The organism is Enterococcus faecalis (genome assembly GCF_029024925.1).
In the GTDB taxonomy this organism is placed as follows: Bacteria; Bacillota; Bacilli; order Lactobacillales; family Enterococcaceae; genus Enterococcus; species Enterococcus faecalis.
Map to the genome: position 1 here is coordinate 375,104 of NZ_CP118962.1, position 20,913 is coordinate 396,016.

At 36.2% G+C, this 20,913-nt stretch carries 15 protein-coding genes, 1 tRNA gene and 5 pseudogenes; 13 read left to right on the forward strand and 8 right to left on the reverse strand.

Annotated features, from left to right (window positions below):
- Window position 1: 1 nt before the first annotated feature.
- Window positions 2-226 carry a redoxin NrdH gene (locus PYW42_RS01870; protein ID WP_002355360.1) on the reverse strand — a complete coding sequence of 75 codons (225 nt, stop codon included), beginning with the start codon at window positions 224-226 and terminating at the stop codon, window positions 2-4.
- Window positions 227-739: 513 nt separating this feature from the next.
- Here PYW42_RS01870 and PYW42_RS01875 point away from each other — a divergent pair.
- From PYW42_RS01875 to PYW42_RS01885, 3 genes are read left to right on the forward strand one after another with little or no spacing between them, the layout of a single operon-like run.
- Entirely contained in the window at window positions 740-1,213 is a 474-nt protein-coding gene (locus tag PYW42_RS01875; protein ID WP_002355361.1) for a ferrous iron transport protein A, read from the forward strand.
- Window positions 1,210-3,360 carry a ferrous iron transport protein B gene (gene feoB / locus PYW42_RS01880; RefSeq protein WP_002355363.1) on the forward strand — a complete coding sequence of 717 codons (2,151 nt, stop codon included), beginning with the start codon at window positions 1,210-1,212 and terminating at the stop codon, window positions 3,358-3,360. The genes PYW42_RS01875 and feoB overlap by 4 nt, the downstream gene beginning before the upstream one ends.
- Window positions 3,361-3,366: 6 nt before the next feature.
- Window positions 3,367-3,504 carry a hypothetical protein gene (locus PYW42_RS01885; protein ID WP_002355364.1) on the forward strand — a complete coding sequence of 46 codons (138 nt, stop codon included), beginning with the start codon at window positions 3,367-3,369 and terminating at the stop codon, window positions 3,502-3,504.
- Window positions 3,505-3,780: 276 nt separating this feature from the next.
- Here the strand turns inward: PYW42_RS01885 and PYW42_RS01890 are convergent, their stop codons facing one another.
- A complete protein-coding gene (locus PYW42_RS01890) occupies window positions 3,781-4,950 on the reverse strand; it encodes a tyrosine-type recombinase/integrase (RefSeq protein WP_002355365.1) in 1,170 nt (389 codons plus the stop codon).
- A gap of 43 nt (window positions 4,951-4,993) precedes the next feature.
- Window positions 4,994-5,224 (reverse strand): helix-turn-helix domain-containing protein, encoded by a 231-nt coding sequence (locus PYW42_RS01895; protein WP_002355366.1) that lies wholly within the window; start codon window positions 5,222-5,224, stop codon window positions 4,994-4,996.
- Between the two features lie 76 nt (window positions 5,225-5,300).
- Here PYW42_RS01895 and PYW42_RS01900 point away from each other — a divergent pair.
- Window positions 5,301-5,373: transfer RNA gene (locus PYW42_RS01900), tRNA-Lys, on the forward strand.
- A 187-nt stretch (window positions 5,374-5,560) separates the two neighbouring features.
- Here PYW42_RS01900 and PYW42_RS01905 read toward each other — a convergent pair.
- Window positions 5,561-6,878, reverse strand: a pseudogene (locus PYW42_RS01905) (ISL3 family transposase).
- A 191-nt stretch (window positions 6,879-7,069) separates the two neighbouring features.
- Between PYW42_RS01905 and PYW42_RS01910 the strand changes: the two are divergent.
- Window positions 7,070-7,315: pseudogene (locus PYW42_RS01910) on the forward strand (transposase); the annotation flags it as partial.
- Window positions 7,316-7,486: 171 nt separating this feature from the next.
- Window positions 7,487-7,948, forward strand: a pseudogene (locus PYW42_RS01915) (IS256 family transposase); the annotation flags it as partial.
- A gap of 304 nt (window positions 7,949-8,252) precedes the next feature.
- Here PYW42_RS01915 and PYW42_RS01920 read toward each other — a convergent pair.
- Both PYW42_RS01920 and PYW42_RS01925 read right to left on the reverse strand, forming a co-directional pair.
- Window positions 8,253-9,290: a PTS sugar transporter subunit IIC gene (locus PYW42_RS01920; protein WP_002355369.1), complete on the reverse strand. Its 1,038-nt coding sequence runs from the start codon at window positions 9,288-9,290 to the stop codon at window positions 8,253-8,255.
- Window positions 9,291-9,315: 25 nt separating this feature from the next.
- The gene (locus PYW42_RS01925; RefSeq protein WP_002335374.1) at window positions 9,316-10,254 is read right to left on the reverse strand and encodes a 2-dehydropantoate 2-reductase; all 939 of its coding nucleotides are present in this window, start codon (window positions 10,252-10,254) and stop codon (window positions 9,316-9,318) included.
- 524 nt (window positions 10,255-10,778) lie between these two features.
- On the opposite strand from PYW42_RS01925, the gene PYW42_RS01930 reads away from it, so the two are divergent.
- The 7 genes and pseudogenes from PYW42_RS01930 (at window position 10,779) to PYW42_RS01960 (ending at window position 17,466) form a co-directional block, all read left to right on the forward strand.
- Complete coding sequence (locus tag PYW42_RS01930) at window positions 10,779-11,378, forward strand: tyrosine-type recombinase/integrase (RefSeq protein WP_002355370.1); 600 nt, start codon at window positions 10,779-10,781, stop codon at window positions 11,376-11,378.
- A gap of 48 nt (window positions 11,379-11,426) precedes the next feature.
- Window positions 11,427-12,137 (forward strand): annotated as a pseudogene (locus tag PYW42_RS01935) (Fic family protein).
- A gap of 119 nt (window positions 12,138-12,256) precedes the next feature.
- Window positions 12,257-12,938 (forward strand): annotated as a pseudogene (locus PYW42_RS01940) (IS6 family transposase).
- A 223-nt stretch (window positions 12,939-13,161) separates the two neighbouring features.
- Window positions 13,162-14,349 carry a nucleotide sugar dehydrogenase gene (locus tag PYW42_RS01945; RefSeq protein ID WP_002386101.1) on the forward strand — a complete coding sequence of 396 codons (1,188 nt, stop codon included), beginning with the start codon at window positions 13,162-13,164 and terminating at the stop codon, window positions 14,347-14,349.
- Between the two features lie 36 nt (window positions 14,350-14,385).
- Window positions 14,386-15,579, forward strand: a complete 1,194-nt coding sequence (locus PYW42_RS01950; protein WP_002355375.1) for a glycosyltransferase — start codon at window positions 14,386-14,388, stop codon at window positions 15,577-15,579.
- A 157-nt stretch (window positions 15,580-15,736) separates the two neighbouring features.
- Complete coding sequence (locus PYW42_RS01955; protein ID WP_000221326.1) at window positions 15,737-16,696, forward strand: IS30-like element IS6770 family transposase; 960 nt, start codon at window positions 15,737-15,739, stop codon at window positions 16,694-16,696.
- Between the two features lie 173 nt (window positions 16,697-16,869).
- Window positions 16,870-17,466, forward strand: coding sequence for an HTH domain-containing protein (locus PYW42_RS01960; protein WP_002363024.1), 597 nt, complete (start codon window positions 16,870-16,872; stop codon window positions 17,464-17,466).
- 294 nt (window positions 17,467-17,760) lie between these two features.
- Here the strand turns inward: PYW42_RS01960 and PYW42_RS01965 are convergent.
- Window positions 17,761-19,133 (reverse strand): IS3-like element ISLla3 family transposase gene (locus PYW42_RS01965; protein ID WP_108120410.1). Its coding sequence is split into 2 segments (ribosomal slippage): window positions 17,761-18,674 and window positions 18,674-19,133, totalling 1,374 coding nucleotides; the frame shifts between segments, so codons are not numbered across the junction.
- A 382-nt stretch (window positions 19,134-19,515) separates the two neighbouring features.
- Window positions 19,516-20,865 (reverse strand): FAD-dependent oxidoreductase, encoded by a 1,350-nt coding sequence (locus PYW42_RS01970; protein WP_002355383.1) that lies wholly within the window; start codon window positions 20,863-20,865, stop codon window positions 19,516-19,518.
- Window positions 20,866-20,913: the final 48 nt, after the last annotated feature.

The window sequence follows — 20,913 nt, forward strand, 5'->3', positions numbered from 1 at the left end:
CTTAGCTAGCCAATTGTTTTAATTGGTCTGGACGGAAGCCAACAACGGTTGTTGCTTCAGATGTGATTACCGGTACGCTTTGGAACCCTTGTTCTTTTAACCAGTCGATAGCATCTGGTTGTGCGTCGATATTGATTTCTTCAAAAGCGATGTTATTTTCACTTAGGAAACGTTTCGCCATTTTACATTGGATACAGTTATTTTTTGAAAAGATTTTTACGTTCATTGAAAGTTCCTCCTCTTTTTTTCTACATAGACTAGTATAAATCTATGTAGAAAAAAGTCAACACTTTAACACTATATATTGTGGTGCGTTTTTCTCATAATACTAGTTTTTGTGTTTTTGAAAGAAAAATGAAAACACGTGAATCCTCGTTTTTGGGAGAAAAAACACATTGGTCAGTGTTTGACAAACAAAAAAATTAAAATTTTGAAAGAGAACATTTAGTGAAAAAACACTAAATATTGTGTTGACATTTGAGTTAGGCACAAGAAGAAAAAATAAGCGGATTTGTTATTGAATGATTGGAATTTTACAGTAGCTAGTAACATAAAAAACAAGTGCTGACTTTTTTTCAAAAATGGTAACCTGAAAAAAGTGTCTCTATATAGAAGGAAAATAGAAGAAAACAGGAGATACATCCAGAAATTCATTGACTTTCCGTGTAAGCAAGCGTATTCTTTTAATTGAGAACGATTCTCATTTTAGTTTGAAACTTTTTCACATGGAGGAAAGTAAATGATTACGTTAGCGCAGGCAGAAGTTGGGAAAGTCTATACAGTCGAAAGCGTCCAAGCAGATGTTCAGACAAAGAAACATCTGAACAATTTAGGTGTCGTTGCAGGCCAAGCAGTTGTCCTTGTCAATTATCAGAATCAAAATGGTATTGTTTTATTACATAATAGTCGAATTGCGCTGACAGATACGATTTTACAAGCGATTCATGTGGAGGAGCGCTCGGCGAATGAGAAAGTTTGGGTCTCCTTAGATACCTTGAAAGTTGGAGAACGCGCTACAATAGTAGGGATCCACGGACAAGGAGCGGTGAAACGTCGGTTGATGGACATGGGCTTAACAAAAGGAACAGTAATTTTTATTCGCAAAGTAGCTCCTTTAGCTGATCCAATTGAAATCAATGTACGTGGCTACGAACTAACGTTACGAAAAAGTGAAGCGGAACTAATCTTGGTTGAAAAGGAGGAAAGCGAATGACTCAGCAAATTGCACTAGCCGGCAACCCTAATAGCGGTAAAACGACAACGTTCAATATGTTAACAGGAGCCAACCAATATGTTGGAAACTGGCCAGGGGTGACTGTGGAACGCAAAGAGGGGGTGGCAAAGAAAGATAAGACACTCATTATTCAAGATTTGCCAGGGATTTACTCTCTTTCTCCTTATACGCCTGAAGAAATTGTGGCACGAGATTATCTTTTGGAGGACCAACCTTCAGTGATTTTGAATATTCTCGATGTGACCAATTTGGAACGGAATCTTTATTTAACAACACAATTAATTGAAACTGGATTACCGGTTGTTTGTGCGTTAAATATGATGGATTTGTTGGAAAAAAACGGCCAAACATTGAATAGTGAAAAGTTAAGTTATGGCTTAGGCGTGCCTGTTGTTGAGATTAGTGCTTTGAAGAATCGTGGGTTGGATCATGCTTTAAAACAAAGTAAGCAGCGAGCGAATGCCATAGAGACAGAGGTTATTTATCCTTCTTATGATAATCGCTTAGAAGCAGCACTTGCTGAAATTGTTGATATTTTAGGGAATACTGTTCCTGAAACGCAACAGCGTTGGTATAGTTTAAAACTTTTTGAACGAGATGTTCGAACCAAAGAGCAATTATTATTGAGTTCTTTTCAAGAAAAAGAAATTGAAGAAGTCATTCAAATTACTGAAAAAATCTTTCAAGATGAAAGTGAAGCGATTATCATCAATGAACGCTATGCCTTTATTGCTCGATTAATTGCTTTGTGTGCGACGAAAAAAACAGAAATGACATTTACTCACAGTGATAAGATTGACCGAGTGGTAACCAATCGGTGGTTGGCGTTGCCAATCTTTGCGTTTGTGATGTGGTTGGTCTATTACTTATCTATTCAAACGGTTGGTACAATGGGGACAGACTGGTTAAACGATGTCTTTTTCGGGGAATGGGTTCCTCAATTTGTGGGAAATTGGTTGGCGCAATGGCAAGTAGCACCATGGATGCAAAGTTTAATTTTAGATGGGATCATTGCAGGTGTTGGGGCTGTGTTAGGTTTTTTACCACAACTGGCCGTCCTGTTTTTATGTTTAGGTTTTTTAGAAGATTGTGGCTATATGGCACGGATTGCCTTTGTCATGGATCGTTTGTTTCGGAAATTCGGCCTATCTGGTAAGTCGTTTATTCCAATGTTAATTGCGACAGGTTGTGGGGTCCCAGGCGTGATGGCTAGTCGAACGATTGAAAACGAACGCGATCGGCGAATGACTATTATGGTCACGACTTTTATGCCATGTTCGGCGAAGTTGCCAATTATCGCTCTGATTGCAGGTGCATTTTTTCCTAACCAAAGTTGGGTCTCGCCCTCTGCTTATTTCTTAGGGGTTGCTTCCATTGTGTTATCAGGGATTGCTTTAAAAAAGACCAAGCATTTTTCGGGAGATCCAGCACCATTTATTATGGAACTTCCCGCCTATCATTTGCCACAGCTTAGAAGTGTGGTTCGACATGCCTATGAACGATGTCGCTCATTTGTAAAAAAAGCAGGCACGATTATTTTTGTTTCCAGTATTCTCATTTGGTTCATGTCACATTATTCTGTGACGTTTCAACCCGTTCCAGAAAGTCAAAGTATTCTAGCATTTCTAGGTAAAGGGTTGGCGGTGCTATTTATCCCATTAGGCTGGGGTAATTGGCAAGGGGCAGTTGCCACAATTACAGGATTGATAGCGAAAGAAAATATTATTGGTACCTTAGGCATTTTATTTGGCAATGTGAAAGATGTTTCTGAAAACGGGGTAGAAGTCTGGGGCGCACTGCAACACACCTTTACGCCAGTCGCGGCCTATTCGTTCTTAACTTTTAACTTATTATGTGCACCTTGTTTTGCTGCAATTGGCGCAATTCGTCGTGAAATGGGAGACCTCAAATGGACATTAGGAGCCATTGGTTATCAATGCGGTTTGGCTTATATGGTTAGTTTTGTGATTTATCAATTGGGCCATGTGTTAGTCGAAAAAGGCACACTAACTCTGGGGACTTTTTTAGCGATGGGTGTTGTTTTAGCTGGATTTTATTTCCTTATAAGAAAACCAAAGCCAGGCAAAGAAAGTGTCCAAGCAATCACTTCTTTAGAAAGAGGGTAATAACGGATGGCAACAATTATTTTATCCATTTTAATTTTTGGGACAGCAGGAATCATCACCTATCGACGAATCAAAAAAGGGGAAAGTTGTGAAGATTGTCAAACAGCTTGTCCTGTAAAAAAAGAACAATCTTCACAAGAATAACAACTGAAAAAAATTCCCTCTTGTATAAATAATAGCGGAGTGCTACAATATTGAGGTAGCTGAAAAGCCATTTTATACAACGGGGGCATAGCTCAGTTGGTTAGAGCATCTGACTCTTAACCAAATGCTCTGCTTGTGAAAAAAGCTTTATAAAACTTTATAAATAGGTTTTTAGTTTGTGAATTTTTTTATTGCCAACATACTGGCAACAAATTGCCAACGAAAAAAATACTAAAAACAAGAAACGATACCACAAAGATATTGTTTTTTTGTTTTTTATTCTTTAAACCCAAATGCGTTTTCTAATGCTTCTGCTGCACGCTCTTTTACTCCTGCAGTTAAATGTGTATATAAATTAGCAGTTGTCGAATACGATGCATGTCCCAGCCATTCTTGAATGGATTTCATATTCTGTCCACTATCTAACATTATTGAAGCATTAGAATGACGCAAGTCATGAAAGCGAATTTTTTTCAATCCATTTTTCTTAATCAACTTACTCAAGCGATGTGTTACATATTGAGGCTTCATCAACCGTCCATCTTCCATAGTAAATACGTACTCACTATCTTTTAAAATATAATCCTCTCCTAAAAGAATACGATTATCTTGTTGCCATTTAGCTTGATTTACTAATGCTCGTTCAATCGTTTCAACCAAAGGCAACGTACGATAGCTGGAAGAGTTCTTTGTTTGATCTTTCTTTATTAACTGGGACATATTCTCTGGATTTTCTATGATTACATGGTTTATCATGATTTTTTTGTTTAAAAAATCAATAGCAGACCATTTTAATCCTAAAACTTCACTTCTTCGCAATCCATAAAATGCTGTTAAAAGAACTACCAAATAGAGCTTTTCTTCTGACAAAATATCAAGTAATTTCAAGATCTCGTGTTGATTATAAACTTGAGAAACAAATTGTTTCTTTTTTGGCTTTCTTACTTTATCTGCTACATTTGTACTTATCAATTCTGTAATAACAGCCTCTTGAAGAGCTTTGCGTATAAATGCGTGATAATGAATGACTGTATTAGCTGTACAGTCATCATTTAACATATATTGGTAAAAATCTTGTAAATGATAAGGCTTTAACCTATTTAGTTTAATTTTTTTAGGATAGAAAAACTTGTAAATTCGATTATGGACATAATGCTTATACCCAACATATGTGTTAAATGCTACTTGTTTTTTTGATACTTCTAAATAATTAAGCAAATAGTCATAAAACAATAAATCTGGATTAGCACATTTACATTCCATAGCTAATTGACTTTCCAATTCTAGTAAAAATTCATCTCTAATTTTTTCTGCTCGTTTTTTATTTCCTTTCTTTTTTAATTTTGTATCTTTCCACTTTTGTCTAATTTTTCCGTTAGAGTCTTTATAAGATACAATTACTTGTAATGTTCCTCTTTTCTCAATTATGTTTGCTCTTAATTTCAATTCAATCTCTCCTCTTAAACTGAAATATCGGCAAAAATTTTGACTATTCTATTATAGCATGATTTTTACCTTCATCTTGTATTTTTAATATATACTCAATGACAGCTTTTTTAGGTATTTTGTACCTTGCTCCAATTTTTATATTTTCTATTGATTTATCTTTCAGCAAATTATAAGCTTTATTTTTTCCAATATTTAACATTTTAGTTAAATCAGTAATTTTCAATATCGAGGGATAACTTTCAAATATTTTTTCATAATCTTGAAAATCCATAAAATTCACTCCTACATTCTGATAATAAGTATTGCACTTTTTTATTTTAGGTGTTAGAATAACAAAGTATTAATTTGGGCTGTTAGCTCAGTTGGTAGAGCAGATGACTCTTAATCATCGGGTCGCGGGTTCGAGCCCCTCACAGCCCATTGGGTGCCAAACCCTTAAATACAGTGTAAACGTTGGTGCTTAGCATTTAGAAAACGTGTATACTGTATTTTTTTGTTTTAAAAAAAGACTGTAGTACCCCGCTTTTTTACTGGCTCTTTGTCAAATGGTGTTGTTTTGACTAAATCACACTTTAGGAAATGCTTCGGCATTTCCTTTTTTGCGTTATTAAATGATCTCACAGATATTTTGCTGGATGAGGACACGCATCCGAAGGTGACGGAAAGTCCGGAATCCAAAAGCTATTCTTTTGATTACTTTGATAAGGTTGTTCTTTCCCTCCAGTTTTCCGTTTGAATAGGGATATTTTAAAAGAGTTTGTGATGGCTTCTTTGTGCTTTCTCAGGTAACGAATCGCTTTTTTAAACCCCTCGTTCATTGAATGTGGCAATGATTCAATCAAGTCGAAGAATTCAGTGAAATCTTTTGCGTCAAAAGCAGCTAACAATTCTTGATAGACCTCATAGCTTTGTCGCAATTGGTCATCTATGGACAATAGGTAATCAAGCACCTCAGATTCTGTTAGGTATTTCCGATGGAAAAGGGGAAATTGCTTGAAGGAGGTGTAGTTTAACTTCGCATTTTTCTTCAGGATCGTTCGCCAATACTTTTTCAACTTTCTGTAGTCTTTTTGAGCTTGTGGATCGCTTTTCTTCAACTGATTCATTGTCTGAATCCGTTGTTTATTAAAGGCACGCGTAATTTGTTGGATGACGTGGAAACGGTCGATTGAGATTCGTGCGTTTGGAAAGACTTCCTTAGTCACTGCATCGTAAGAGGCATTCATATCCATAACAATATGTGTGACACGTTTTCTGGCTTTTAAGGTAAATCGTTGGAAGTATGCCCGTAGTTTAAAGTTGCGTCGGTCGTCTAAGATATCGAATATTTTGCCAGTATCCGCATCGCTGATAATAAAGCACATGGCACCTTCACAATCGCTGGTTCCTTTAAATTCATCAATTAGAAGATGTTTGGGAAGGTAATTAGGCTTTTTACGAGGCTCCTCAAAGAAGCTGTCTAAGACACGTTCAACGGTTTTTGTGGAAACGAAGTATCGCTGTGCAATATCTTTCATTGAGATCTTTTTCTTCAAATCCACGGCAATCGCAAATTTTAAGGCCTGCGAGATGTAACAATTCTCCGCTACATAATAGGTTTTGGCAGAAAAAGTATGACGGCATCGGGTGCAGCGAAAACGTTGTTTGTACAGGTGTAGATAGGTTGGTACCTCTTGATAGGGAAGCAACTGAATCCAACTGTCTTGGTAAGAATGGCGGATGACAGAATCAAACCCACAATACTCACAACGAGGAGCTTCTCCAGTTAGTAAGCCGGTAAACACATTGGCCATCCGGCCATGAATACTCTCTTTACTAATGGCATCTTTTGAGAAACTAATATGAGAATCCTTGATATTCAGGATTTGTTTGATGGATTTACTTGTATTTTCATCGGTACATTTGATATTCTTAGTTATGGACATTTGGTTATCCTCCTATGATTGGGTTTGGCGATTTAATTATAGGACAACCAAATGTCTTTTTGTTATAAAAAAATACTTGGTGTCTTTACTCATTTGAGAGTAACAACACCAAATATCATAGAACCAGTTAGAAATGGAAGAAGAAAAAAGCAATGATTTCGTGTGAATAATGCACGAAATCATTGCATATTTTAGAAAACGGCTTTGAAGATGCTATTCAAATTTTGTCTTTTCCTGAAAATATCCGCCGAAGGATTCGTACAACCAATGTGTTGGAACGGTTGAACGAAGAGATTCGCCGGAGAGAACGAGTGATTCGGATTTTTCCAAATATCAATTCCATCACTCGGATAATTGGAACACTTTTGATGGAAAAGGACACTGAGTGGCTGGCTTCTCCACGAAAATATTTAGAATTTAATTCGAATAACATTTAGCACCATGAACCTGTGCGAGTCTCTTCTTTCTGAGGAGAGACATCAAGAGTCGCTGCGCTACTGCTCCTGACCTCTCTCCTCAGAAAGAAAGGCATGGTAGTTAGGTTCACAACGCAAAACATTGTGCTTTTGATGAGGTTGAACTTTTACACAAGATTGTGGACTTGACTGATTTATCCTAAAGCTAAATACCAACATTGCTGTGTTCACGTTTCCCGTAATATTGCTCATAAAGTACGTGTCAAAGATCGAAAAGAAATCTGTGATGATTTTAAGGCTGTTTATCAAGCTAGCTCAAAGGAAGAGGCAAATACCTTTTTAGGGAGTATGATTGAGAAGTGGCAGAAAACTTATCCTAAAGTGACGCAGTCACTGATAAAAAATCAAGATTTATTGACTTTTTATGAGTTTCCGCCTGGTATCCGCCGAAGCATTTACTCAACTAATTTAATCGAATCTTTCAATAAACAAATCAAGAAATACAGCCGCAGAAAAGAGCAGTTTCAAAATGAAGAATCACTAGAGCGTTTCCTAGTATCCATCTTTGATACATACAATCAAAAATTCTTAAATAGAAGCCATAAAGGCTTCCAACAAGTGACGGATACATTAGCTTCAATGTTTACTGAGTAACCCATTATTTTGCAGAAGGACGAGTTATTTACACAAAATTATTGACGCTCCCGGTTGGTACAACAAGAATTGCAGTAGCATAGTCACCATTGATGAAACTACTTAATGATTAAATTGAGCAATTTCTCAAATAGCACAAACTGCTCTTCATAAAACGAAAAGCAGTTCATAATGTATTTAGATATTTCATTGTGCTATTGACCAGAAACACACTATTTAAGGTACCTTTCTCTTTTCGCTGAGATTCACCAACTTCAATTGCACAAAAAAGCGTGAGCACAAGGCTCACACTTTTTCTAGTTGACTATCCTAAAAATTCGAAAACATCTTTACGATCATACAATTTCAAGATTTTTTCAAATAAGATTTGACCTACGAAAGCAGCTACGATTGGTACAACAAACCAGCTGATTAATAGTAGAATAATACTCAAACCGGCGTCCAATGAAGCCAACGGACCTACCAACCCTACCAAACCGAAACCAGCAGAAGCAGGAGTCCCTGAGACTGAGAATAACGCTACTGGAATTGCTGAGATGATAGCGGTGAATAGACATGGCACCAAGATAATTGGTTTCCTAAACAAGTTTGGCATCATCATTTTCATAGCACCCAATGCGATGGCCAAAGTAACCCCTGGTTTGTTGACTTTCCAAGAGTTAACTACCAAGACAACTGTTGTTGCGGCAACACCCATAGCGGCTGCACCAGCAGAAACACCGTTCAATTGAATTGCCATACCAATGGCAACTGTAGAGATCGGCGAGATAATCAAGAAAGCAAAGGAACATGCAATCAAGATTGACATCAAAATTGGTTGCAAAGTAGTAAAGGTATTAATTAAGTCACCGATAGCGGCAGTAATCTTGGTTACGTAAGGATATAAATAATAGCCGATTAGACCAGCGCCGATACCAACAACGATTGGTGTTGCAACAATTGCCACGGACCCAAATTTTTCGCCGATCAACAAGATCATGCCGACAGCGATTGATGCAGTAATCATGGTATTGATGATGTCTCCGGTACCAGCACCGATATAAGTAGCTGTGTCAGGATTGAATTTCACAACACCGGAGCCAACGAAAGCTGCACCGGCAACTACTAACATTTGCATTGGTTTGAAGCCAAACTGCACCGCAATCAAAGCGCCAATCAATAGTGGAGTAGCTAGTTGGAAAATAACTGCCATTTGTGTGATCGTTACTGCTAAGGTATTTTCACCAAATAATTTCAAAATTGCTGCCAATACCGCGTTAGGAATCAACCCTACGATGATCCCCGTTGCGGTACCCGCTAATACTTTATTTAAAAATATTTTTGGAGTTAATTTTTCTTCCATTTTCTCGTCCTCTTTCTAATGATTACTATTTCGCTCCTAGAATTTCTTCTTTACTATGAACCAGTTGCGTTAAGAAATCACAGTAAGGAGTTACTACGCCATATTTTTTACCTTTACGAGAAATGGCTCCGTTGATGTAGTCAATCTCGGTCAAACGGTTATTTTTTATCAAGTCTTGGTGCATCGATGGGAAATGCATACCAATCGTAGTCGGGTCAAAACAAGTTTCTACATGTTCGATTACTTCGGGAATGTCTAAGTTGACGTTTTCTTTGGCAGCAACAGCTGCAAATTCGTTAACAATAGTCACTACCATGTCATGAGCAGGTTTGGTTGCACCAAGCCCCGCCATATTGACGTCTAAAATCGTGCATAAGCCATTCATCGTACCATTGACACAAGCTTTACGATAAATTGAATAATGAATGTTGTCGGAATATTTGGCATTTAAACCAGACGCGGACAAAGTTTCCGCCAATTTTTTCGCTGATTCTTCTTGGCCAATACCTAGATTTTGCAATTCAACAGACCCGCTGCCAAATAATTTAGCCTTGCCGGGACCTTCTAGACCAGCAGTCCACATGGTGTTGCCGATAAAGATTTTTTCCATCGGTACGAATTTTTCGATTACGTCTTCATGACCGATACCGTTTAAAAGACACAAAACTTCTGTGTGATCAGCAATTAATGGTTTAACATCCTGCAGCATTTTTTCCAACTGCATTGCCTTCGTGAATAAGATAATCAAATCAAATTGCTCACCAGTGGGCACCTCATTCTGATTAACAATTGGGACTTTAACAGTAATTTCTTCGCCATTATAATTAGCCTTCAATCCGTTTTCTTTGATGGCATTGATATGCTCCTGCCAGCCGTCGATTAGCAAAACATCGTTACCACCTTGTTTCAACATCAGTCCGAACCGGGAACCCATCGCGCCGGCCCCTGCAATTGCAATTTTCATAAATAAAAGCCTCCAAACTTAATTTATAATAAGTGAACATTTTCACATTTCTCATTATAGAGTTTTCATTCGGAAACTTCAAGTAGTAAAGTGTCAAAACAATGATGAAATCATTTAGTTCTTATAAATTAGACATGAGAAAATAAATATTCCATATCTACTTTATTGGATCCATAACATGACTAAATTCTGAATACTTTTTAAAGCTTATCATTTGGTAAAACAGAATATAAGTTAATCATATAGACTGAAAATTTTTAATTTTCAGAATAGAATAACTTAAAAGTACTGACAAAATTTTTTAAAGGGGCAATATAATGTTCTGAGATAATCAAATCTTACCGAAAATATCAAAAGTCCAATGTGACGCAATCTGATTCTGTCACATTCGTTAAAATCGCTCTATCCTTAGAGGCTCTAAGAGGAAATCACTTTTCTTTTAGGACCTTTTTTCTATAGCTTGTTTAAATGTGACTTATTATCTGTTATAATCATATTAAGTAACATTTGAGAGGGGACTAAAAATGAAGAGCGTGGAACCGATTCGCGATAAAAAAAAGATCGATGCCATGAAGGCAATTTTGGCTTCCGGAAAATATGGGCAACGAAATTTGGTGCTTTTTTCGATCGGGATCAATACAGCGTATCGAATCTCCGATTTAAGACAGTTGAAATTAAGTGACGTGGTAGAAATTTCTCGTGGCCGAGTGATTGTCAAAGAACGTCTGGCCATGAAGGAACAAAAAACAGCTAAACACAATTCGGTTTTCATTTCGAACAAATTACGAAAAGTGATTCTTGATTATGTTCAATCAGAATTTCTTGAGCAGCTGCAAGTACAAGACTTCAGCAATTATTTGTTTCCAAGTCGAAAAGGAGCAGATACGCCTTTGACCCGACAAAGTCTTTGGCGGATCATTCATGAAGCAGGAACGGCGGTTGGGTTGAAAGAAATTGGCCCCCATTCGATGCGCAAGACCTTCGGCTATTTTTTGTACAAGCAAGGGACCAAAACAGAGATCATTCAGTCGCTGCTCAATCATTCTTCGCAACGAGAGACCTTACGTTATATTGGGATCACCCAGGAAGACAAAGATACCGCTGTGAAGAGTTTGGATCTATGACAGAATAAAGCCTTATATAATAGAAGGAAAAATTCAAGAGGTGAGAAAATGAACGAAGAAAAGCATCCTACATTTCCTGATAAATACCACTTATCTCGCAAAGAGTCTGTGTATTTATTGAAGAAAAACATTGTGGAACTGGTGTACAATGCGGGGGAATTTGAAGGATTGAATACAACGCTATTACAAACAGAAGAGATTATTAAGTATAACCGGGCCGATAACGTGGCTGTAGATGCTGTCCTGACCGTTGTTATCTTAAAAAGAGGCTTTGAATTGCTTTTAAACGACGTACAGGAGCCCCTGTTAGAGACAAGTAAGCGGATTAATCGGATCGTTGCAGCGTAAGATGCACTTTTTCCCGGTGAGATAAGATCTGGTGGGGTAGAAGTATCGAGTATTCAAGGAAGATATGTGCCACCAATGTTAACTGAAGATGAAGTACAGAATCAATATGATGAGATAATGAATCGAGATATATCAGAGACGGAAAAAGCTTTGCGCCTATTTCTATTCATTTCGAAAAATCAAATATTTTGGGACGGTAATAAGATAACTGCATTGTTAACAACAAATAAAATTATGTTTGATTGGGATTTAGGCTTGTTGTCCATTCCTGAAACTGTATTTGAAAAATTTAATGTGTTGCTTTCCATTTATTACAATAGTAATGAAGATATAGATGTGGAAAAGATATTGGATTTTATGTATTCCAATTGTATTTTTGGTATTAACTATTTGCGAAAAAATAAATTATAATTTAAGAGGTATTTGTAAATGATAATTTCAGAAGAAGCAAAATAGCGGTTCTGTTGCAAAGTTTTCCAAAAAATCTATTTTAGTGTAAAATTGAGAAAAAAGACAGAGAGGACAGAGTAATGAATCATTTTAAAGGCAAACAATTCAAAAAAGACGTCATTATTGTCGCTGTTGGTTACTACCTGCGTTACAATCTAAGCTATCGTGAAGTTCAGGAATTGTTATAAGATCGTGGAATAAATGTTTGTCATACGACGATTTATCGTTGGGTGCAAGAGTACAGCAAAGTCCTCTATTATCTGTGGAAGAAGAAAAATAGACAATCCTTCTATTCATGGAAAATGGACGAAACCTATATCAAAATTAAGGGACGTTGGCATTATCTTTATCGTGCAATTGATGCGGACGGCTTAACCTTAGATATCTGGTTACGAAAGAAATGGGATACGCAAGCAGCCTATGCTTTCTTAAAACGACTCCATAAACAGTTTGGTGAGCCGAAAGCAATTGTGACCGATAAAGCACCTTCTCTTGGCTCCGCCTTGAGAAAGTTACAGAGTGTGGGTTTATATACTAAGACAGAGCACCGAACTGTGAAGTATCTTAACAATTTAATAGAACAAGACCATCGACCTATTAAACGACGGAATAAATTTTATCAAAGTCTCCGTACAGCCTCTTCCACGATTAAGGGCATGGAGACCCCTTCGAGGAATATATAAAAAGAACCGAAGAAATGGAACGCTCTTCGGCTTTTCGGTGTCTACTGAAATCAAGGTATTAACGGGAATACCAGCCTAAGATATTTGGAGTTCAGAGCGGGCGCGTTTGATTTTCAAACTTCGCAACAGAACCATGATTATCATATCTGTTATCGTTTCGGTCAGCAATGGTCAGGCTGAGATTTCATTTATGAGGTAGACGATTTTTTTATGCCTCAAAATAGCTTGAAAGTCGAAAGATATTATCATATAATGAACTGTACTGCTTATTTTTATTAATTATCGAAAGGAAAAAAACAAGATTGGGAATCAATGGGAAAAAGAGGATATCGGTATTTGGGTTAGGTTATGTTGGTCTAGCGAATTCATTGTTATTAGGTCAGCATGAAGATGTGGTGGGCTATGATATTGATAGTCACAAGATAACATTATTGGAACAAGGTTGCTCACCTTTAATAGATGATTACATCGAGTCATTTATTAAAGAGAAACGTTCGAATGTGAGCTATACTAGTGATTTTGAGCAGGCGGTTTTACATGGAGAGTATTTGGTGATTGCAACGCCAACAGACTATGATGAATCAACAGATTATTTTAATACATCGTCTATTGAAGAGGTGATTGAAAAAGCAATTCAAATCAAAGCTGATGCGAAGTTCATTATCAAATCTACGATTCCAATCGGCTATGTTGCGACCCTAAAAAAACAATTTCCCAGTGTTCAAACTATTATTTTTTGTCCTGAGTTTTTGAGGGAAGGAACAGCACTGTATGACAATCTTTATCCGTCTAGGATCATCATTGGTGATACAACTGATGCAGCAAAAGAAATAGGTGCTTTATTTTTGAGAAATGTCTGGGATAAGGAAGTGCCTGTGCTATACACGAGTGAAAACGAGGCGGAAGCAATCAAGTTATTTGCCAATACTTACTTAGCCCTTCGTGTTGCTTATTTTAATGAATTGGATACTTTTGCGCAGATAAATGGACTTGAATCCAGACAAATCATTGAAGGAATGGGATTAGATGCGCGCATCGGTTCTCACTATAACAACCCAAGTTTTGGTTATGGTGGCTATTGTTTGCCCAAGGATACCAAGCAGTTAAAACAAAATTATCGTCAAGTCCCTGAGAGATTAATTTCAGCGATTGTTGCATCAAATGATGTTCGAAAAGATTTTGTTGCTGATAAAATTATGGCGAAAAATCCTAAAACAGTCGGTATTTATCGTTTAACGATGAAGCATGGTAGCGATAACTTTAGATATAGTGCGATTCAAGATGTTATGACGAGACTACAATCTAAGGGTGTTGAAATTGTTATTTACGAACCAACTTTGAGTGTGCCAAATTTTAAGGGAATTCAACTTGTGCATAGTTTAGAAGACTTTAAACAAGCGGCTGAGATTATAGTTGCCAATCGATGGGATGAAAGTCTGCGCGACGTTGCACATAAAGTGTACACTCACGATGTATTTGTGAGAGATTAAAATATAAAATCTATCAACTGGATTAATGGAGAGAAAATGTTAAACTTTTTAAGTATATTTTTATTGGTTTATGGTGTGCTTGCTATTTCGCACATTGTATTTCAAATTATTTTATGTCATAGTGACCATAGAAGACAGAACAAGAAATCATTTAAGGATTTTCATAGTAACTATCAGGCTAGTGTTTCGGTCATAGTGCCTGCCTATAACGAAGTACCACAAATTTTGAAGAATTGTATTGATTCTATTGTGGCACAAAAGATACCTGACATAGAGATTATTGTTGTGGATGACGGTTCAAAAAATCGTGAAGAATTGATTGAAAAAGTCTATGACACTTATCAATCGAATCAAAATGTTAAAATTTTATTGCCTGAGGAAAACAAAGGCAAGCGTCACTGTCAAAAACTTGGATTTGATATTGCTAAGGGTGATATTATTGTCACAGTGGATTCAGATACCTTACTACATGATGAGGATGCTGTTGAAAAATTAATTCAGCGTTTTGCGAATAAGAAAGTTGGGGCTGTCACTGGTGATGTTCGAGTCGAAAACAAAAATAAAAACATCTTAACACGTCTGATTACGTATCGCTATTGGTCTGCTTTTCACCAAGAGCGAGCGGCTCAAAGCCGCTTTCACGTTGTCATGTGTTGTTCTGGACCATTTTCAGCCTATCGTAAAGAAATAATTGAGGAAATCAAAGAGAAGTACATTACACAATATTTCTTAGGCGAAAATTGTACCTATGGGGATGACCGTCATTTGACGAATTTAGTTCTTGAGGCAGGCTATGAAGTTGCTTTCCAAAGTGATAGTCAAGTTTATACTTTTGTTCCTGAAACAATTGGTGGGTATATCAAACAGCAAGTGAGATGGAATAAAAGTTTCTATCGTGAGATGCTCTGGACGATTAAGTTTGCACATAAGCATCATTTTTATATGATGTATGATTTGGTCATGCAATTTATCTTACCGTTTATGTTGGTTGTGTCTTTAATCGCTATGATTGAACAAACAATTTTGTATCAGAATTTCGGACATTTATATCAGTATTTGATTGTTTTGGTTCTGATTGCTATTTTCCGTTCACTGTATGGTATTTATAGAACTAAAGATATTGGATTTTTACTCTTTGTTATCTATGGCTTTATGCACGTGCTACTTTTATTACCTGTTAGATTCTATGCACTATTAACATTAAAATCGACAAAATGGGGAACGCGATAAATCTTATCCATAACACTATTTTAAAAAAACAGCTTTCTTACGCAAGCTGTTTTTTTTATAACGCGAATTGTAAAATTAAGTTAGAAAAATAAAAAGGCATTTATGGTACACTCAAATTGTATTTCCGACGAAAGAAAACAAAGGAGTGTAACCATAAATGACCTACAAACATCTTACCATAGACGAACTGACAATGATAGAATCATATTATCTTCAACATAATAAACCGGTTGAAATCGCTAACCGAATGGGTCGTGCTATACAAACTATTTATAATGTAGTCAATAAGTTCAAGCAAGGCAAGACTGCTCTTGATTATTGGCACCAGTATAAAGAAAATAAGAAAAAATGTGGTAGAAAAGTCATTCAATTACCTGCTCATGAAGTAGATTACATTAAAGAGAAAGTCACTCTTGGTTGGACGCCTGACGTCATTATCGGGCGAAAAGAAAGGCCTGTTTCATGCGGTATGAGAACACTTTATCGTTTATTTTCTAAAGGGATATTTGATATTGACACACTACCGATGAAAGGTAAAAGAAAACCCAATGGTCATCAGGAAAAACGGGGAAAACAACAATATCAGCGCTCAATCCATGATCGACCTGATAATTATCCTGATTTCAATTCTGAGTTTGGTCACCTTGAAGGTGATACGATCGTTGGCATTCATCATAAAAGTGCCGTCATTACTTTAGTTGAAAGATTATCTAAAGTCATTATCACGATTAAACCCAACGGCCGTAAGGCATTAGATATTGAAACCGCCCTTAATCAATGGTTTTCTCGCTTCCCTAAAAACTTCTTTAAATCTATTACGTTTGACTGTGGAAAAGAATTTTCTAACTGGAAAGCCATTAGTAACCAACACGATATTGATATATATTTTGCGGACCCTGGAACACCTTCTCAACGCCCATTAAACGAGAATTCTAACGGGATTCTGCGTCGTAATGGACTGCCGAAATCAATGGATTTTAGAGAAGTGAATCAGACATTTATTTCCAGTGTCAGCAATCAACGTAATCATATTCCAAGAAAATCATTGAATTACAGAACACCAATTGAGATATTTTTGAGCTATGTACAAGAAGCATTTTATTCTAACTTAATTTGACAAATCATAAGAAATATCTTTTTGGGTAGCAATCGTATTTGCTAGTCTTTATTTTGATAAAAGTTTTGAGCAAAAAACTATATTGAACAATATAGTTTGGATATTGGCAGTTATTTTATTATTATTTGATGCTTTTACAATTGGTGTGCCTAAAAAGATACAAGGTAAAAACAATGAGTGAAGAATTAAAAACGATTAAAGAGTTGGCGGATGAGTTAGGTGTTTCCAAACAAGCTATTCAATATCATATAAAATCATTGACAAACAAAAACCGACAAACAAACGACAAAGGTGTAACGGTTTTGTCTGCGATAGAACAAGAATTTATAAGGGGTAAAGTAGACAAGCAGACAAACAAAAACAAGACAAATGAACCGACAAAAAAGCGGCAAACAGACAAACAAAAAGAACCGAATATTAATCAATATTTGTTAATTGAAATTGAAGAAGTTAAGAAAAATAGGGATAAACAATTAGCAGTTAAAGATAAACAAATAGAAAATAAAGACATTCAAATTGCACAAATGCAAAATCTGCTAGATCAGCAACAACGTTTAGCCCTACAAGATAAAAAATTGCTGGAAGAATACAAGGCAGAGAATGATAGCTTAAAAGCCCTTAAAATGCCCACAGAGGACACAAAAGAGAATCAATCGCAGGAAGAAGTCCAAACCCTTAAAAAGCAAATGGAAGCCTTAAATGATAAAATAAAAGGACAGGAACAGGCGAATAATCAAAGTTCTAAAAAATGGTATCAATTTTGGAAATGACAAAAAACCTATAAAATGAGATTTTAGGCTTTTTATTATTCAAGTGGCATAATTACTCAAAACCATTTAAAAGGGCTTAAAAGGAAAAATATGAGCTTATAGGACTATTCAAGCATTAAAGGGAGTGAAAAATTCATTTTTCAATTTCTTTAGTGCTTTTTCGTTGGTTTGCTTACATTTATCGTTTTATTGATTGAAAAAATCACAAAAAAATAAGAACCGTCTGACTTTGGTAGGTTTGATGTGCACCCCAAAAGTTAGACTTTTTATCCAAGTAGAAATACTTGGATTTTTTTAATTGTTTTGGTAATTCAAGCGAAATTGAATTGGACTCATCCAGTTCAATTTTTGTTTGATTCGTTTTGTATTATAGTACCTAATCCAGATTACAATAACCTGTTCAAGTTCTTCGAAAGACGAGAAGATATGTCCGTAGTAAATTTCTTGTTTAAGTAGCCCAAAGAAATTCTCCATAACTGAATTATCATGACAGTTTCCTTTACGGCTCATAGACTGAAAAATTCTATGAGATTTTAATTTAGAAACATAGTCTCTCATTTGGTATCCCCATCCTTGATCTGAGTGGAAAGTACGTCGATAAGGACAATCAGATGTCACAGCTAAGGCTTGATTTAGAGCAATATCAATTGATTGATAAGAGGGTTGTTTAGAGATATGATAACTAATCACCTCGCTATTAAATAAATCAATGTAAGGATTGAGATAACACTTTTTCTGAATTCCATCTTCATAATATTTGAATTCTGTCGTATCTGTTGTGATTTTTTGATGAGGAATGGAAGTTCTGAATCGTCTGTGTAATTTATTTTTAGCTACCGTCCCTACTTTTCCTTTATATGAATTATATTTACGTGATTTGTGCCAATAAGACGTCACACGAAGCCCTAGCTTCTTCATTAAGCGCTGTACCTTCTTGTGGTTGACGTGATAGCCACGTTGCTTAAGTAATTCACTCATTGGACGATAACCTGCATTGGCATGTTCTTGACGTATTTTAAGCATTTCTTTTTCGATAAGCTCATCTTTGTTTACCCGTTCAAAACAGTTAACCCAATAATAATAAGTGGCTTTAGGGAATCCTGTAACTTTCAAGATTTCTTTGATTTTGAAGGTTTTACGGAGACTGTAGATGAGTCTTGATTTTTGTTCATTAGAGCATTTTTCTCCAATCTCCGAAGTCCTTTTAAATAAGCTACCTCAATTTGCGCATAACGTAATTCTTGTTCAAGTTCTTTAATTCGTTGAGAATCATTTGGGTTCTGAGTCATAGACGATGCAATGCTTTCTAGTTTTTTACGCCGTCCTCTCTTTTTGCTTATTGGGACTTCTCCATAAATTTTGAAATGATTAACCCAGCTTGCAAGTAAGGTAAAATTAGTAATTTCGAATTTTCTTGCCACAGCTTCATACGTTAAATCAGTTGTTAAATAACATTGTACCGCATTTTCTTTCAACTCCATAGAATAATTTTTATTGACTTTGGAGTGAGCTGTAGGAAGTCCCTCTGCTCGATAATTGCGAATCCAGCGTCTAACCTGACTAGATGAACCTACGTTGTGCAGTTTAGCAAGATAGGTAGAGCCTCCCTTGCCAGATAAATAATCTTGAATAACGCGTTGTTTTAATTCTATGGAATATTTGACCATAAGAAAAGACCTCCGAAATATAGATTTGAAAAGTCTATATTTTGGGGGTCACTACAGTTAACGGTTCTTAGAACATTATACTGCCACCGACTTTTAATCGGCTACACTAGGACTTGTTAGCGCAAGTCCTTTTTCTTTACCCTTGTTTTATCACAACTTCGTTTTTTTATCATCTCGTTTAATTAAGAAAGATAAACACTCTCATCTTCTCATAAAACTGTCATAATCTGCTCATATTGCTCAACTTTTCAAGGCTAATCGGGCAATTCATTAAATTGACTTAAAATAACTATTAAAAACTTTCGTTTTAATTATCAAGACATAAAAAGTTATTGGTAGTATGTCAGTAACTCATACTCGATTTCCATCAAATTTGACTATTTTATTTTATTTCATTTTTAGCGGCAAACAAATCATTTAATGCTTCAGTCATGGTTGGATGAGTGTAAATTTTGTCACGCAATAATGTGTAAGGCAAGCCTACTTCAATCGCAAGACTTATGAGATTAATTGTTTCATAAGATTCTTCTGCGTAAATTGTAATACCAAGAATTTTGTCTGTCTCTGGATCAACCAAAGCTTTGAGTAAGCCTTTAGACTGATTCAAGACAGCTGATTTTGGAATGGCTGTCGCAGCAAGTTTGAAGAGACGGTAATCGATGCCCGCTGCTTTAGCATCTTTTTCATTAAGGCCAACTTTAGACAAGGCAGGTGTGATAAAAACAGAGGTTGGTACATTTTTGCGGTCAGACAGACTCCGCTTACCATCTCCATAAAGGTTATTACTTACAATACGGAAATCATCAAGGGAAGTGTAAGTAAATTGTAAACCGCCATGCACATCCCCAAGTGCCCATACATTTTGAACAGTGGTTTCAAGTTTATCGTTGACCACAATTTCTCCACGTTGACCAAGTTGAATATTAGTGTTTTCAAGTCCAAGTCCAGCAGTATTGGGTTTGCGACCTGTTGCAACCAAAATTTTATCTGATAAGATTGAAACTTTTTTGCCTTCTTTATTTATTATTTCAACGCTATTGTCAGTAATAGCAACAATCTTCACGCCAAGCTTAAAGATAATCCCCCTAGATTCAAGGTCGGAACGAACCAACTTCGAAATATCTTCATCATCACGAGGAAGGAAGTTATCGAAAATATCAAGAACTGTTACTTTTGATCCGTAACTTGCAAACATTGAAGCAAATTCAAGACCAATATAACCAGAACCAATAATCGTCAAATGTTCAGGAAGCTGCTTCAAATCCATTAATTCAGTTGAAGTCACAACATTTCTACTGTCCACAAGTCCGGGAATTGGTGGCAAGACAGGTGTCGCGCCAGTATTGATAAAGATACGTTCGCCAATTAGTTGTGCAATGACTTCACCCTCAGCATCCATCACTTCGATTTCGTGATCAGAGACAAATTTTGCTTTGCCATCAATAACTTCAGCTGTTGCTTCATCTGCAATCATGTGATAATTTTTTAGATTCAAATTACCTGTAAGCATCGCTTTTTTTTCTGCAGCTTCTGTGAATTTCAAACCTTTTTCACCGTTGACAATCAAAAATTTTGATGGAATACAGCCGATGTTGATACAAGTCCCACCATACATTCGAGGTGATTGTTCAATAACGACGACACTTTCTCCTTTTCCAGCAAGGAATTTGGCCAAGGTCTTTCCACCTTTACCAAAACCAACAACGATATTTTTTACGTCTATTTTTTTCATTTAAAAACCTCCAAATTTTAGTTTTGAACTAACTTATTATCCACGATA